Origin of the sequence: Balneola sp. (assembly GCA_002694685.1) — a bacterium.
GTDB lineage: Bacteria > Bacteroidota > Rhodothermia > Balneolales > Balneolaceae > Gracilimonas.
In genome coordinates this window covers 114,725-131,978 of sequence record NZMW01000013.1, presented here as the reverse complement: position 1 = coordinate 131,978, position 17,254 = coordinate 114,725, and the positions used below count along the sequence as shown (strand labels likewise).

Here is a 17,254-nt window from a genome sequence, read left to right as displayed (position 1 = left end):
TAATTAGCAGTATAGAAGTCATCTCGCGGCGAATGCCGGAGATCTGGGTGATTCTTTTTTTGGCTTTTGCCTTGAAACTAAATCCAGATTCCTGCCTTCGCAGGAATGACTTGTTTAAGCGTACAAATCTGAATAATCCTATCATCCAAAAATCTGTGCTCAAAAAAAAAGAGAGCCCCAATTCCTCGGAGCTCTCTCTGATCAGCACACCTCACAGTGATGTGAGACGTATATGTGAGTTGAAATAGTTCTTACTTAATAAGTGTCATCTTACGCGTTACTGCTACATTACCGGCTGTTAAGCGATAGATGTACAGCCCACTTGAAAGATTGCTTGCGTTGAAGTTCAGGGTACTCATGCCTGAAGAAAACATTTCTCTGTTAGCAAGCGTAGCCACTTCACGACCAAGCATGTCATACACTTTCAGCGTTACTTGTTGTGCCTGTGGCAGCGTAAAGCTAATCTGTGTAGTTGGGTTGAATGGATTCGGATAGTTCTGATTCAATGTGATTGAATTCGGAACTTCTGAAGGATCTTCTTCAGTGTCAGTTACAATACCGTCACCTAAGAATCCGTAGGCATCAAGTGCAGTCCAGCCTGCAGCCCAGTTAGTGCCATTAAATGCACCAGCATAATTAGTTGTATAGAACCAATCATCAGCCATAGCAACTGCAGTACCATAAACAGGACTGTTTGGATTTGGACGTGGGTCCAAGCCTGCGTCTGTTGTTCGGCTTATTCCTCTAAGCATAGGGTCTACAGTAGTATTGCTATTAGCGGTAAGCATAGTTGCTTCGTAACCATTAGTAGCCAATTCAGCTAAAGTTGTACCTGTTCCAAAGCTGTAGAAAATACTGTTGGTGATATTCAATGAATCCGCTTCAAGACGAGCTCTCGAGTCAAAGTCATCTACACCGTCTACATCTTCAACTCGAAGAGCATTACCCGGGTGGTCTGTGAATACAGAGTTAGCATAAAGAGCACCTGTATTGTCACGGAACTCAAGCATTTGTCCCGGATCTCCGGATGGAGTTGAAGAAACACCAGGTCCAATGTAAGTAGCATTTGAAATCACAGGATGCGCAAACGGAGTACCTGTTTCGTCTCCACCGGCACCGTCCATTTCAGCTGAACGACCTGCTTGGTCACTATCCTGAATAACAAACCAGAATTGTCCTTTTCCACGGAATCCCTGATCCCAGTCAAAAGCATCATCATTATTGAATGCAGAGATCAGGTATCGGGTATTAACAGTTCCACCGAACCACTCATATCCATCATCGCCACTTGCAAATGATTCTATATATTCTATAGTAGTTCCGGCACCAACTCCACCAAGGGTTAAACCTTGAATTTCGTTACCAGAGCTTGAACCAATATTGATTCCTGAGTGACGGATAGATACATATCGGAGTACACCTGAGTCATCCATATCGTCAGTACCACCATAACCTACTAAGTCAGGATCTGATGAAATCTCATTTACACCTTCAATAGTAGCTTCTACCACATTATTGGTTGAAGCACGGCCAAGAATTACAACTCCACCCCATTCTCCAACATCATCTTTGGTTAAGTTGGCATCATTCTCGGCAGTGAAAACAATAGGATTATTTGAAGTACCTTCAGCAAAGATTTTCGAACCTCGGGTAATTACCAGACCAGATGCGTCAAGATCCTGCCCCTCTCCACCACGTACAGTAGTTCCAGCTTCGATATAAAGATCAGCTCCGTCAGTCACAAATACCATTCCATCGAGAAGGTACTCGTTGTTAGCTGTCCAGTAAGTATCCTCTGTGATATTTCCTGAAACAGTTACTGAACCAGGAGTACCTGCCTCACTTAAATAACCATATTGGTCAAGAGCAGTCCACCCTGCTAACCAGTTATTTCCACCAAACGCACCTTTGTAAGAAACCTCGCTGAAGAAAGCATCTTCTGGTATATCAGCACCACTTAAAACCGCGCTGTTACCTGGACGAGGATCTAAACCAGCATCATCAGTTCGGCTAATACCGCCTAACTCAGGGTCAATAGTAACGTTATTATTTGCTGTAAGCATAGCTGCTTCATAAGCATTAGTTGCCATGTCAGCCAATGTTGTTCCTGTTCCAAAGCTGAAAAATACGCTATTGGTAATATTCAAAGAATCAGCTTCGAGACGTGCTCTGGAGTCAAAGTCATCTACACCATCTACATCTTCTACACGAAGAGCATTACCTGGGTGGTCTGTGAATACAGAGTTAGTATAAAGAGCACCAGTATTATCACGAAACTCAAGCATTTGTCCTGGATCTCCGGATGGAGTTGAAGAAACACCAGGTCCAATGTAAGTAGCATTTGAGATCACAGGGTATGCAAATGGAGTACCTGTTTCATCACCACCGGCACCATCCATCTCAGCAGAACGGCCTGCCTGATCGCTATCCTGAATTACAAACCAGAATTGTCCTTTTCCGCGGAATCCCTGATCCCAGTCAAAAGCATCATCATTATTGAAAGCAGACACTAAATACTTCGTATTAACAGTTCCACCGAACCATTCGTAACCATCATCGCCACTGGCAAATGACTCTACATATTCAATAGTAGTTCCTGCACCAACGCCACCAAGGGTTAGACCTTGAATTTCATTACCTGAGCTAGAGCCGATGTTAATACCTGTATGGCGGATAGATACGTAACGCAGGATACCCGAATCATCCATATCGTCAGTACCACCATAACCAACAAGAGCAGGGTCACTGGTAATCTCGTTTACACCTTCGATGGTAGCTTCTACCACATTGTTTGTTGAAGCACGGCCAAGAATTACAATTCCGCCCCACTCCCCAACATCATCTTTGGTTAAATTAGCATCATTTTCCGCTGTAAATATAATTGGATTTTCCGCTGTACCTTCAGCGAATATTTTTGAACCACGGGTAATTACAAGACCGGATGCATCAAGATCCTGACCTTCACCACCACGAACTGTAGTCCCTGCTTCAATATACAGATCGGCTCCTCCTGTTACGAAAATCATACCGTCAAGTACGTATTCGTTGTCAGAGGTCCACTCTGTGTCATCAGTAATGTTTGCACTTACAGTCACAGTAGTCTGCGCCATCGCGAGGAAGGGTAAACTCATCAAGACTGCTATTAGTAGCGTTGCTTTCTTCATTTGTACGTGTTTTTATTTTAGGGTTTTAAGTAAAATCTGCTCTAAATTTTGTATTTGATACCCAAAGAAAATGTTCGTCCACGTCGATATCGTTGGTAATAGTATTCGTCTCCATTAAACTTCTGAGACTGAATAATATCCGGATCAAGAATATTGCTGACCTTAAGGCTCAGTTCGAAATTTTTAGCAATAGTTTTATTAGCTGTTAAATTGAGTGAACCAAAACCTCTTTCGTATATATCAGGAGTTGCACCTTCAGTAACGATACCCAGTCGATCTCCAAAGAAATTGTAGCTCAAAGATGAATTGAATTCGATATCAGGATTTGCATATCCCAAGTCAAAATTGAAAAGGAAGGGCGATTGCCCCTGAAGGTCTCGGGTATCTTCAGCATCTGGTCGAGCATTTCTAATTACCAGCAACTCAAGCTCAGGGATATCTACAAATGATCTAACCAGTGTATAATTAGTAGAAAGTGAGAAGTGACGAAGATCTTCAGTTAAAAACCCAAGATTCTTGCGCACTTCAAATTCAAGACCATATACTCTACCCTCCTCCACATTTTGGATGGAAAGAGCATCATTTCCAATATCGGTCCTAATCACACGCTCAAGTGGATTTTCGAGCTCCTTATAGAATCCACTTACGGCCAATATTTCACCAGGACCTGTAAATAATTCCCAGCGTAAATCATAGTTTGTAATCAGAGTACGCTTCAGGTTTTCATTACCCTGAAAAAGTAAACCTCCAACAAAATCGAAAGTGATATAGGGAGCTAATTCACGGAAAGTAGGTCTGGCAACCGTCTTAGTGTAGGCTACACGAATATTCATATTATCCGTAAAACTATATATCCCATTTACAGACGGGAGGTAGTCTGTATTTGATAATGAACCCACTGCTAATGCAGTATCCTGACTGATTACTTCTATATCAGCATTTTCGACACGAACACCACCAATAAGCTTAAACTTGTCGGTGACGGGTAGTTCGGTCATTAGGTAAGCTGCAGAAACTGTTCTTGTAGCATCATAGTTACTTCTTGGTGTAGATGCATTTTGTACGTAGTTACCGAATTGTGGGCGGCCGTTATTAGCGTAACCTAAGATTCCTAATGAGTCAAAGAATGCATCAACATCTCCTTCCACATCATTAAGTGTAAAGTTTTGAGTATCGGTATAGAAGTCAAACCGCTGCTCCCTAAAGTCACGTTCAACATCAACAAGGTTACCACCAAATTTGATATTACCCGCTACACCATTAAAAGAATTGAACGGGATTGTAACATCAACTCCGGCATTCCTATTATTCTCTTCCAGATTTCTATAGAAACGTCCTGGACGTTGAAAGTTATTTGTTGGACTGGAATAAAGAATAGCTCCTGAAGCAAAAGTATCTACTTGAGTGGTGAAATACCTGAGATCTGGTTCATCTTGAGTATTTGTTGCATTAGCTGCCTTCCACTCAACCGTTGTTTTCAGGAAATTTTCAAAGTAACTTTTCCCACTAAGCTGAAATGAGGTCAAACTACGTTCAGTATATTGAACTACCCGGGTTTGAAATAGAGCATTAGGAATGTCATACTGAAAGCCTTCGAGATATCTACCTGCTCCTGTACCACTTTGGGTCTTTAAAAAGCGAGCTGAGAATCTATGGTTATCAGTAAGACGATATGAAACCGTTGCCATACCACCCCAGTCTACATTTCTTTCTCCCTTAACATCATTCACATCCAAACGACGGAACAGCTGCTCTGAATCGTCAAAATTACCTACCAAATCATAGCGGGCAACATCTCCATTATTATAGCCAGAATATCCCTGACTGTAGGAGAAACTTGCCGTATAACCTAAGTCGTTTCCAAGAAAAGGAACCTGGTTACCTATCGAAAAGCCGTAGCTCTGATTCATTACACCGTATTGCTCTCGTGGCTGAAATTCGTTGTTGAATGAATTCGACAATCGGTCTAATGTCTCTGCAGCTTGTGGATCATTCCTTGTATCTCTTAAGGTTGGAATCTCTTGCCCACTATTAAGATAGTCGCGAACTTCTTTTGGGATTTCGCGACGTCCTCCATCAAACCCAAAGGCATCTGTACTACTTGGATCACCGATTCTTAAATCAGAAAAAGTGGCCTGAGTATTATACCCCGTAGAAGCGGACAACTGAAAGGAAAATTGCTCCGGAAAATCCTTTGTAGCTATATCTACCAAACCGCCACTAAAGTTTCCGGGCTTATCAGGTGTGAATGTCTTCAGGGTTACAATATTCTCGAGAAGATTTGATGGAAAAATATCCATCTGAAAAGATTTCCTATTTGGATCTGAGGATGGTAACTCGGAGCCGTTTAGGTGAGTACTTGTGTACCTATCACCTAGTCCTCTGATAAAGACGTATTTTCCGTCAACTACTGACGCACCCACCACTTTTTGCAAAGCACCGGCCGCATTACCTGCTCCGGAACTTGAAATACTTTCAGCTGAAATAGCATCGCTGAAAGAAATGGATTTCTGACGCTGACGTAGTAGCCCTGCTTCGCTATCTAAAATAGCATCAGCGGTAATTACTACATCTTCGAGGGTTTCTGTTTCGGGTTGAAGGGTGATATCGAGTTTAACCGTTTCACCTGCTTCAATTTCAATTCCCGTGATGGTCTGCTTCTGAAAAGAAATATAGCTGACCACTAAGGTGTAGGTACCGGGCTCGATACCTCTTATTGAATACCGACCGTCAAGGTCAGTTGAAGTACCCTTCAGGGTACCTTCGATAAGAACATTAACTCCGATAAGAGTTTCGCCTGATTCGGCATCTACAACGGTTCCCGTAAGGGTTCCTGTTTCTTGCGCTTTTAGATTAAATGAAATAGAAAGCGCAAAACAAACGAGTGCTGATAATATGTGTTTTTTCACGTGTGCTGATGTGTTTTAGTTTTGCTTTCATTACTATGATGCAAAACTAACTCTCAGCCTTTGCGCTACTGTTAACCAGCAGTTATCCTTTCTTTACCTGTAGATTACCTGAGTGTTAAGAGTCCGGCTATTACGCCTCAGACTCTTCACTCTCTTTTTTATCAGATGTGCTTTCGGAGTCTTTCTTAGGCTTTTTCTCCGTTTCTTGGTTCTTTTCTGCTTCTTTTGTTGGTTCTGAATCTTCAGAACTTTCTTCAGCCTCTTCTTTACCGTTTTGAGAAACACCGTTTTTCTTTGAATCCGGTTTGCTCCCAAATATTCCTTCAGGATATTTTCCATGCGGTCGGTCACCTAACAAGTCACGAAGTGCGTGGTGATCCAGTACTTCTTTATCCAGAAGTGTTTCGGCTAATTTCTCGAGTTCGTCACGGTGCTTATTCAACAACTCAATAGTGCGATCGCGATTCATGTCGATGATCTTGCGAACTTCCTTATCAATCTGCTCACTGGTTTGCTCTGAGTATATTTTATTAAACCCATAACTATTTTCAGCATTCTGAGAATCTTTAAGTGAAATATACCCAAGCTTCTCACTCATACCGTATTCAGCTACCATAGCAAATGCCATCTTAGTGATTCGCTCAAGGTCATTCTGCGCGCCTGTTGAAATTCTGCCAAAAATAATTTCTTCAGCAACACGGCCTCCAAGCAATGCACAAATTTTATCGTTCAACTCCTCAGTAGTCATAAGGAAGCGCTCTTCCAATGGAGTTTGAAGTGTGTAACCTAAAGCTGCCAGTCCACGAGGAACAATGCTTACTTTTAAGACAGGATCCGTGTGCTCAAGGAACCATCCTACAATTGCATGACCAGCTTCATGATAAGCTACAATCTTGCGCTCATTAGGACTGATAAGCTTATTCTTACGCTCAAGACCTGCAATTACTTTTTCAATGGAATCCTGAAAGTCTTCCATTTCAATACTGTTCTTCTCTCGGCGGGCAGCAAGTAATGCGGCTTCATTACAAAGGTTTGCAAGATCGGCTCCTGCAAATCCAGGTGTTTGTGAAGCAAGTACTCTTAAGTCAATATCACCGGAGAGTTTTAATTTCTTACTGTGCACTTCAAGAATTTGGACCCGACCGTTGAGATCTGGCTTATCAATCATAATCTGGCGATCGAATCGACCTGGACGTAATAAAGCTGAATCCAAAATATCGGGTCTGTTGGTCGCAGCCATCAGGATAACCCCTTTATCGGAGTTGAATCCATCCATCTCACTTAACAACTGATTAAGTGTATTCTCACGCTCATCATTAGATCCCATAGCCATTCCACGACCACGAGTACGACCTATAGAATCAATTTCATCAATAAAAATAATACAAGGTGCTTTTTCCTTGGCTTGCTTAAATAAATCACGAACTCGTGCAGCACCTACACCAACAAACATTTCCACAAAATCAGAACCACTTAAACTGAAGAATGGCACACTGGCTTCACCGGCTGTAGCTTTAGCAAGTAACGTTTTACCTGTTCCGGGGGGGCCTACTAATAATACACCCTTAGGAAGTACACCGCCAAGTTTGGTGAATTTCTGAGGACTCCTTAGAAACTCTACCACTTCCTCGACTTCTGCTTTTGCTTCCTGAAGTCCTGCTACATCTTCAAAGGTAACTTTCGTCTCTTTTTGCTGATCATAAAGCGAAGCCTTGTTCTTACCTATGTTTAATACCTGTTGGCCTGGATTCATTTTTCTAAAAATGAAAATCCAGATAACAACGAGAAGTGCGATAGGTATCAACCAAACAAAAATCCCGCTAAACCAATCTTCTTCAATCCTTACATCATATTCAACGGAATTAGCATCCAATACAGGGCGAATTTCATCGCCACGAAGCATGGTTGTTCTGAACTTATTGAATTCCTGATTTTCGCCCGTTGCAAATGGGAGGTTAGTATCCTCTTGTTCAGGTCTGGTAATAATTCCATCACTAATTGCCTTATCAGAATAATTACCTGTTACATCAACTCCGTTGGTAATTGTAATTTCCGTTACATAGCCTTGCTCTACATATTCAAGGAATTTGCTGTACTTAATACGATTTCCCGTTTCCGGAGAAAAGAAAAGTACCTGAGCAAGTAGAAGTATGAAGAATAGTACAAATATACTCCAGGTAGGGAATTTTGGCGCATTTCCGCCTTTATTGCCATCTGGCTTAACTGATTTTTTCTTTTTCTGGTCTTTCTGAGCCATTAAAACAAGCTTATAAAATTATCTTAGAATATAATATAACGAACCTTACACTCAGATGAGCTTACCACGTTAAATTATCTTTATTAGTTGAACTGATATTTGGCAATAAACGTGCCACGTTTTTCTTTATGACAAATCATCAAAAGAGACAACGTCTCCTTCTGCTGTCTGCATTTTCATTCCCTCTTCTTTCGGAACCATGCGCCCTATTACAACAAAGTCATTAAAATGATTCACGAATTCTTCGACTTTTTTCTCTGAAAGAGTAAACATGAGCTCTAAGTCTTCTCCGCCAAACAATGCATAACGATCTACATCTTCTTGCATCTCATCAGCAACCTGCCTTGTTTCTATGGCTATAGGTAGCGCTGCCTGGTAGATATAGGCACCTAAATCGGATGCCTCCGAAACTTCACTGATTTCATTTACCAACCCTTTGGTTATGTCTATCATTGAAGTTGGAATCATTTTCTTCTCCCTCAACGTTTCAATGAGGTCTTTTCTTGCCTCTGGCACAAGCTGTCTCTTAACTACAAACTGATAGTCGCCCAATTCTGGTTGAATGGTTTCATCACCATGTTCTTCCCAAAACTTTTTTTCTCTCATCAAGATTCTCAGGCCGGCAAGAGCACCGCCCAAATCACCAGTAACACATATTGCATCCCCTTCTTTAGCTCCTTTTCGGTATGTGACATGTTTCTCATCGACTTTACCATACACACTGACAGATACAACCAAGTTGGCATGATTTGCTTTTAAATCACCACCAACTACTTCAACTTCATGAGCTTTACCTGCTGCGTAGATGCCACCGTACAAATCTTCGATCATTTGAACAGACATTCTATTCGGAACGGCGAGATTTACCAATACGGCTTCAGGCTTCCCATTCATGGCGTAGATATCACTGACACATGCCGAAAGTATCTTATAACCAAGATGATTAAATGGAGTATAGGTTGGGTCAAAGTCTACCCCCTCCACATAAGTGTCGCTGGTTAGTAGCGTAAGTTCATCATTCTCTTCATTGATGACAGCTGCATCATCTCCAATAGATTGAACTACCTTCTTATTTTTGTAGGCATCAAAATTGGAAATCTTTTCAAGTAGCGCTTTGCTACCTATGCTTTGTATGGTCTGAAATTCATCTGACATAAACAGAGGTGTTTAAATAAAAAAAGGCACCTGCGTCAAAGAACACAGTTGCCTTAATTTTTGAAAAATTAATTCTAATTAGGTTCTCGACGAGTGGAGTAGTTAATCCTAAAAGTACTTGCCTGCTTTAATTCTTCCTGAACATCTGTGAGTAATCCAAATTCTGAATTCTCATCAACACGTAAGGAAACAATTAATTTAGGCTGTTCACGGAGCTTATCATACATTAATGTTCTGATGCCTCCGATGTCTTCTATAATTGCATCATCAATCTGAACCTTATCTTCACCCAATCGATTTCCGGGTAATCTTTCAGGGCCGATGTATACATAAGAAAGCAAACGTTTCTGTTCGATTTTCTCAATGTTTTCAGCCTGTGTAAGGTTAACTCGAACCTGAAGGGTCACTTCTCTCAATACAGTAGTTACCATAAAGAAGAAGAGCAACATGAATACAACATCCGGCATGGCAGAAGTTGGTACTTCCTGCTTACTTCCTGCATTTTTCTTTTTAAAATGAGCCATGATTGATTACTCGTTGGGTTCTGCTATTGAAATTTTCTTAGGATACATATCCTTTACTTGCTCTTGCTGAGGGCTATCTTCTTCCAGAGAACCATAAGGGACTCCGTAGTTAGCTCTTGAAGCTTCGTCTCTTAAATCCTTGTAAGCACCCATCACCTCATCCAACATATCCACATAAATTCTATATGGAGTTTCGCGTTGAGTTCTAATGGACACGATCGCTAAATCTGGCGTCTCAGCCAAATTAGGATCTGCTGTCGGATTTTTGATAAACTCGATAAGTCGAGCTTTAACTTCACCGAGCTGATAGAATTCTTCATCCATCACGATACGGCCTTCCTGATTCACAAGAATGTTCATCAGGTTTCTTTCCTTAATGGGTGGTGGTTCAACATCATCCTCTAAAGGAGGAGGAAGAACCAACCCAATTCCGGTATCAACGTTAATCGTTGTTGTTACCAGAAAGAATATCAGCAAGAGAAAGGCGATATCTGCCATGGAAGATCCATTGATCTCCGCACTTTCTCTTTTTCGTTTTTTGAGTAGCATATTGTGCTCCTACTAAAACTTAAATGTTCCACGTAGTCCGGTAAAGACTATCGTGAGCACCATAAAAGCCATCATTATTCCAGCGGTAGCTACTCCTGCTGTGGCATACTTACCTGACACAGCAAAAGTGATTCCGAAGATTACGAATGGGACGGCCATCATGCCTATTTTCTTAAAATCTTGCTTGCCTAATGTCAAGCTTCTGATTCCGGCAACGATCATCGTTACCAGACCCAGACCTATCAATAATCCAGCAAGTCCTACACTTATTGCAGCCATTGTTATATCCTTTTTATTGTTTTTGGATTCTATTCTGCTTACGCGTCAGATTCCGATGTTGATGGAGGAACTAAATCTTTTCCTTCGTTTAACATGATGATGGAATCAATAAGAGTAATTGAACTCTCTTCCATATCAGCAATCAAACGGTCAATTTTGGATACACAATAGTTGTAACCAATCTGAAGAATAATACCCGCTATCAAACCACCGGCTGTAGTCAAGAGTGCAGTTTTAATACCACCCGCTACAATACTTGGGGAGATATCCGCTGCAGCTTCAATATCATCAAACGCCTCAATCATACCTACTACGGTACCAAGGAATCCAAAGAGTGGAGCAATTGCAATGAATAGTGACAACCATACAAGTCCTCTTTCGAGAAAACTCATCTCAATTGAGCCGTAAGCTGAAATTGCTTTTTCAGCGGCTTCAATACCTTCGTGTGAACGCATAAGTCCGGCCTGGAATACAGACGCAACTGGACCACGTGTTTGTGCACAAAGTTCTTCGGCAGCTTCTATACCACCATCTTGAAGGGCTTCTTGTACGTTGACGATAAATTTACGTGTGTTGATGTCAGCAAGGTTGAGAGTAATAATTCTCTCTAAGAAGATTGCAAGACCGAGAATCAATGTAACCAATACAGGCCACATCCATCCACCATCATTACCTTCGTTAAATTTTGCTACAACCACATTGAAAAACCCTTCGTCAGCAGGGGCTTGTAAAAGAAAAAGAGCAATCGACGATATCATGTCTACTCCACTTATAGTTTAAATGTTAAAGGCTAAGTTTAATGAAGCGAAAGAATAGTTCATTTTATACTAAATGTCAAAGTAACATCAACCATAAAAAAGCATTTTTACGTAATGTTACCCGCTTTTTCTTTCACTGATACAAGTTACATATTATTAATGACTTTTATTAAAAAGTTGCGCTTACAACTAATTTTATAGTATGTACTGAAGGGCGGTCTGTAACCGTTCTTCCGTCATAATTGAAACTTAGCCGAATTAAATTGCTTGCTCGGTATGTACTATTGAGCGACCATATGAGATTTGTTCCTTCCCCCGTTCCTTCCGTCAATTCATAACTACCATAGGATGAGGAACTTCCATTTACACTTGTACTTCTAATCTCAAGTCGGGCATTTGACTGCAGCTTTCTCCATAAATACATTCGGTGAGTAGTTGAGATCTTTAAAAGATTAGCGGTTACATCTTCTACAGGAAACCGGTCCTCTTTTTGAGCATAAGAGAATTCCAGTCCGGCATTCCACGAGCGATTTATAGTGCCATTAATGCCGGGCTTAAAACTCAATGTTTGAATATTATAGTTTCGGTTTTGAAGGCGGCTGCTTTCACTTCTGTTTGTGGTACTCTGTGTTTCAAAGTTTAACCGAATCCGATCGGTTATGTCATACGCTGTATTTAAAAACCATAAGTCTGTATAACTTTGTATGGATTCTGTGCTTCGCTGATTCAAACTCCGGCTTTCCGTATAACCCAATCTTAAGTCTGCCCTATCAAGACCGTTCAAGAGATTCAGTTCTTTCTCCCAAAGCAAACGTCCCTGTACAGTGGATGAATCATTTCGAAACGTAGATACATTTAATAGATATACATCCCTGAGATCCTGAGTTGTAGAGTTTTCGGTGATATCTATTCTTGACTGAATGGTTATTTCTGATAACCAGCTATCGCCGCCAAGCTTTGCGAGCGGTTTAAGGGTATTCAATAAACGAACGTTTAAATCAATAACCGGGAGCAACTCATCAGACGGAAGAAACTGCCGTATAAAAGTTCCTTCATTCGGACTTACTTCCAGGAAGAATTCATCCACCTGCTGGGTCCCGTCTCCATTTAAATCATCCCAAACATACTGTCCTATTTCAGGTCCAACTTCTATATAGGTTTCCTGAAGTAAAGCCTGCCGCTGTGTGTTGGCTTCATAGAAAAACTCCCCGTCCAGAAACTTACCCTTTGTTGAGTAATTTGTTATAGATCGAATAAGCAATCCTTGCCGGTTTCTGCTTCCTTCTTCCTCAAAAGCATCCGTGAACTGCTTATCTCTGTAACGGATTTCATTGGTTGTAGAGAAATTAACTCCCGGCCTGTAGCTTACTTTATACCGCTGCTCAAAAGCCGTGGCTTCTTTTTGTAAGCTGTTATCTAAGACTCCTTCTTCTTCCCGATATGCTATAGAAGCGTCCAACTCTAGATACTCAAATTCTAAGGATACACCCGGCCCTACATCATAAAATTTTTGAGAAAGTTGGGTTAAAGAATCCGTTAAACTATTACGCTGTTCCTGATCTTCTTGCTCAAAGCCAATATATGGGGTGACTGTTGCCGAATTCATATCGAAAGCCTTGCTGACATTACCACTCTGTCTAAACCAGTTTCCTTCCTGATTCGTGAATCTATCTTCACTTTGAACCCAGTCTTGATTATAGGCTACTTCTAAAACGCCAACTTCATTACTACTAAAGGCTGAGGCCTGCCTCAATCCTGAGAACCCATCGCGCTCAACCAATCCAAATTCACCAGTAATTGTTGTTTGATCAGTGGGACTAATACTCAACTTGGCCTCATTAATCTCCTCCCTACTTTGAGCTGTTCGCGTAATGTTCCATTTTCGATCAAACTCAACATCCCGGGTTCGTTCAAAAAACTGAAATCTGCTTCCGGAATAACGCCGACTAGCCGATACATTAATTTCTCCAAGTAACGATTTCACCTCTTTGACCCTCAATCCTGACTCATAAGCCATATCCGTATTGTTGCCATCATCGAGCGATGAAAACCGGTTCGCATCGAAGTCACTGGCCGCCCACTCACCAAAGACTTCTATGTTTTCAGTGAGATCAAAACTGCCGTTCAAAGCTACCATTTGCTGTTTTTCTGGAGCTGGCAATTGCCGAAACGGTTCATAGCTTCCAAGACCGGGACCTACCCACTCATATAAAAGTCCATTAACCTGTCCGCTTGACCGTCTGTAGCTTCCCTCTCCTTCACCAACATTCGAAAACTGAACTCGATAAATCGCATCTTCCGATCCGGGCTGATTCTGATAGATCGTATAAGTCTGCCCGTTAACTACAGTATCAATTTCAGCATATAACAAAAATTGATCCCGCTCTTCTTCTGTAGCGATCCGAGCTCCGCTTACAACTGCTCCTTCCAGGTTATCTCCTACATCCTGAAGTAAGTTGATGTCACTTTCGGTTAGAGTTTGCTGGGAGAGCAAATCATCTCCATCAGCCTGTCGAATAACGGTGGCCCCAATTTTCAATCTTCCATCTAAGAAAGAATCTCCACCTTCAGCAGCAACCATGGTTCGATTAAAATCCTGATCAACATATTCGTATTCAATGACAATGCGGGTTTCGTCTTTGATGAGCAGATTGTTCGTAAAAGTAACTTCACCCAGCCCATAGTCAATGATGTACTCATTTTCTGCCCCACGCTGCACCTGCTCACCATTAATATACACCCGCTCTGTTCCGGCAAGGATGATCACAAATTGTTCATCATTTCTGCCCGTCAACCGATACGGCCCCTGCACCCCATCTTGCCCACTAAAACTCAGAGATTTAAACGTGCCGCGTACCACCGAAGCCGCTCCGGTATAATCTCCATAGTCAGAATTCACATATCCCGCCGCTCCCTGAAGCCGCCGGTTAAGTTGGGCGAATGTGCTTTGATCAAGACTAATATCTACATCTCCCATTTCAATCGAGGTATTCGGAGCTTCGACCTGTATAAAGACTTTATCAAATTCACGAAGGTTTTGCGTGGTACCGTCTGGTTGAATGGGAATGCTCTGATCGGTAAGAGAAGCATTAATATTAATGTTCTCGGTAAGGGCTCCGCTTAGTTCGAAATTCAATCCACTTTCCAAAGCAAAATCTTGATTGGACCCTACGATTATTCCACGGCTTAAACTTCCTGACTGCCTTAGGTTTGATTCACTGTAAGGCGATGGTCCCCGAGCTTGTTCGAGTTGTTGATTCAATGAATCAGGATTCTCAAAATAAGAAGAGTCCAGCTCTATGGGTTCGTTGGGTTGAAATGTTCTTGGAATAGAAAATGGATAGGCCTCAAAACTGGCTATGACTTCCAAAACCTGATCAAATTCACCCCGCCTAAAAGAAAGTAAACCTGTTTGCTCCTCAAAATTCCAGCTCTGGGGTGAAATTGATTCACCGTCAATAATGATCTCAATACTTTCGGGCACCACCCAGTCACTCAGGTAGTAAGAAGAGTCTGGATTAAAAGGCGATAAAGTCTTTTTCTGACTGATTGTGGACTGAGCCTGACCAGCAATCACGCAAAACAAGCACACCAAAAGCGTGAGTGTAATTTGATAAGCGGATTTTTGAAATGCCGTTGCCGTCAGGGGAATCTATATTAATTAAGAAGTCATTAAGGCTAAAGCTTTCCACGGAAAGGGTCAACAATCAGCGGTTATTATATGCCTGTAGTCCTCTGTCCAGAAACGCCACAAATTCGTCTTTCTTGCTGTAGCCTAAACTTTGTGTAATAACTCTGCCCGTTTCAGGATTGACGATGGCATATGTTGGGAGCGCAACATTTCCGGTTAGTTCAAACTGAAACATCTGATTTTCAGGTCCATTTGGCCCTCCATCAGTGTACAACTTTACAAGTTCCATTTGTTCAAATCGTTGTACCACTTCTTCCAGTGGAAATACATTTGATTCCATGGCACGGCAGTTGGTGCAGGTATAACCCGTAAAATCTACGAAGATAGGTTTTCCTGACTGTAGGGCTGCTTTCTTAGAAGCTTCAAAATCTTTAGACCAACCATCATCAGCGCTGGTTGAGGCTCCAGGTCCTCCTGTTGTCCCAATCGAAGCGACCAAACTTACATCCGTTGCTTGTTTTGGGGGAAGGAAAGCATCCCAAATTCCCAGAGATGAACCCAGCAAACCGGGAATCAGGTAAAAGCTGAATAACAAAAATGGGATTGATAGCAACATTCTTCCGGTAGAAATACTTTCAGGCTTTTTTTCATGCTTAAGGGAATAAGAACCGAGTAAATATAAGCCGGTCAATAAGAAAATCGCGATCCATGCTGCAATTGCTAGTGGACGAGAAACAATGCCCCATTCCCAAACCAGGTCAACGTTTGATAAGAATTTAAAGGCAGCAGCGAGCTCAATAAATCCAAGAAGAACCTTCACGATATTCATCCAGGAACCACTTTTAGGTAACGATTCCATCCATTTTGGAAAAATAGCCAGTATAACAAATGGACTAGCAAATGCTGCAGAGAAGCCAATCATCCCAATGATTGGGTAGAACCATTCACCCCCAGTTGTGGCTGCAAAAACGCCCCCTACAAAAGGAGCCGTACAGGAAAAAGAAACTGCACTAATTGTTAGGGCCATAAAAAGAATACCAGCTATTCCTGAACTCTCGTTGCTCTGACGATTCAGCCAGTTGGTTAACTGATGTGGTAATCCAAGTTCATACATCCCCAATAAACTGAAAGCAAAAGCAACCAATACAAAAGCGATAAATAAATTTACCCAAGGATTTGAAGCGAAATTCTGAGCACCTGACACCCCAAAAAACGCAGCCAATAACACCCCAAGAATTGTAAACGTGGCTACAATAGCTATCCCAAATAAAACAGCTTTACCTGCCCCACTCCCGGAATCTTCCTGTTTAGAAAAGTAGGAAACGGTAAGTGGGATCATTGGAAAAACACAGGGCGTTAACAGTGCAGCAAATCCGGCTAGTATAGCTATCCAGATAAAGGAAAAGATTCCATCCCCTCCTAAATTCGATGTTTTTACCTGAGCAGATCCATCTGTAGCACCATCACTTCCAGTAGATACTGCAGCATCTACTGGAGTATCTGAAACGCCGATTACGTTAACGGCAGCAATAATAGACTTTGTTTTTGGGGGAAGGCAAACCCGGTCATCACAAACCTGATAATAAACTTCAATATCCAGATTTTGCTTTCCAGTTTGATCAGTTTTAATAGCAACGGGGATCGTAAAGCTAGCAAAGCTGCTGTGCCAGCCTAGTTCAGCTTCAAAGTTAGGATCGTATTCGATATCTGCTTCGGATTCAACTACATCACCTGCAATTACAAAATTGCTGGATTTTGCCGAGAATTCAGTTGGGAAAGGACCTGCGTCTTCAGCGTTGAGAATAGAATAAAGGTGCCAGTCACCCTCAATTGAAGCATCAATCTTAATTTCAAACACATCCCCAGCGAGAACTTCTTCCGGTGATTCAGAAACACTGAATTTAACAGGGTCAGGAATTTGTGCTTGAATAAAAAATGGGGATAACATCAAAATGATGATCCCCACTAAAACTGTATTAAATGATTTCATGAATCCTAATTTCATTGAATAAACCAAGTGCGTGTTAA

The 17,254-nt window shown here is 41.6% G+C and carries 10 protein-coding genes; all 10 read right to left on the bottom strand.

Annotated features, from left to right (window positions below; genetic code table 11):
- Positions 1–251: 251 nt before the first annotated feature.
- Complete coding sequence (locus CL667_14465; GenBank protein ID MAL18897.1) at positions 252–3,164, bottom strand: hypothetical protein; 2,913 nt, start codon at positions 3,162–3,164, stop codon at positions 252–254.
- A gap of 41 nt (positions 3,165–3,205) precedes the next feature.
- Positions 3,206–6,073 (bottom strand): TonB-dependent receptor, encoded by a 2,868-nt coding sequence (locus CL667_14460; GenBank protein MAL18896.1) that lies wholly within the window; start codon positions 6,071–6,073, stop codon positions 3,206–3,208.
- A gap of 130 nt (positions 6,074–6,203) precedes the next feature.
- Positions 6,204–8,330: an AAA family ATPase gene (locus CL667_14455; protein MAL18895.1), complete on the bottom strand. Its 2,127-nt coding sequence runs from the start codon at positions 8,328–8,330 to the stop codon at positions 6,204–6,206.
- A 126-nt stretch (positions 8,331–8,456) separates the two neighbouring features.
- Positions 8,457–9,491 carry a thiamine-phosphate kinase gene (gene thiL / locus CL667_14450; GenBank protein MAL18894.1) on the bottom strand — a complete coding sequence of 345 codons (1,035 nt, stop codon included), beginning with the start codon at positions 9,489–9,491 and terminating at the stop codon, positions 8,457–8,459.
- Between the two features lie 68 nt (positions 9,492–9,559).
- Positions 9,560–10,009: a biopolymer transporter ExbD gene (locus CL667_14445; protein MAL18893.1), complete on the bottom strand. Its 450-nt coding sequence runs from the start codon at positions 10,007–10,009 to the stop codon at positions 9,560–9,562.
- A gap of 6 nt (positions 10,010–10,015) precedes the next feature.
- The gene (locus CL667_14440; protein MAL18892.1) at positions 10,016–10,558 is read right to left on the bottom strand and encodes a biopolymer transporter ExbD; all 543 of its coding nucleotides are present in this window, start codon (positions 10,556–10,558) and stop codon (positions 10,016–10,018) included.
- Positions 10,559–10,570: 12 nt separating this feature from the next.
- Entirely contained in the window at positions 10,571–10,837 is a 267-nt protein-coding gene (locus CL667_14435) for a hypothetical protein (GenBank protein MAL18891.1), read from the bottom strand.
- A 38-nt stretch (positions 10,838–10,875) separates the two neighbouring features.
- The gene (locus CL667_14430; protein MAL18890.1) at positions 10,876–11,595 is read right to left on the bottom strand and encodes a flagellar motor protein MotA; all 720 of its coding nucleotides are present in this window, start codon (positions 11,593–11,595) and stop codon (positions 10,876–10,878) included.
- Positions 11,596–11,764: 169 nt separating this feature from the next.
- The gene (locus CL667_14425; protein ID MAL18889.1) at positions 11,765–15,172 is read right to left on the bottom strand and encodes a hypothetical protein; all 3,408 of its coding nucleotides are present in this window, start codon (positions 15,170–15,172) and stop codon (positions 11,765–11,767) included.
- 130 nt (positions 15,173–15,302) lie between these two features.
- On the bottom strand, positions 15,303–17,216 hold the full coding sequence (locus CL667_14420) for a hypothetical protein (GenBank protein MAL18888.1): 1,914 nt from the start codon (positions 17,214–17,216) through the stop codon (positions 15,303–15,305).
- Positions 17,217–17,254: the final 38 nt, after the last annotated feature.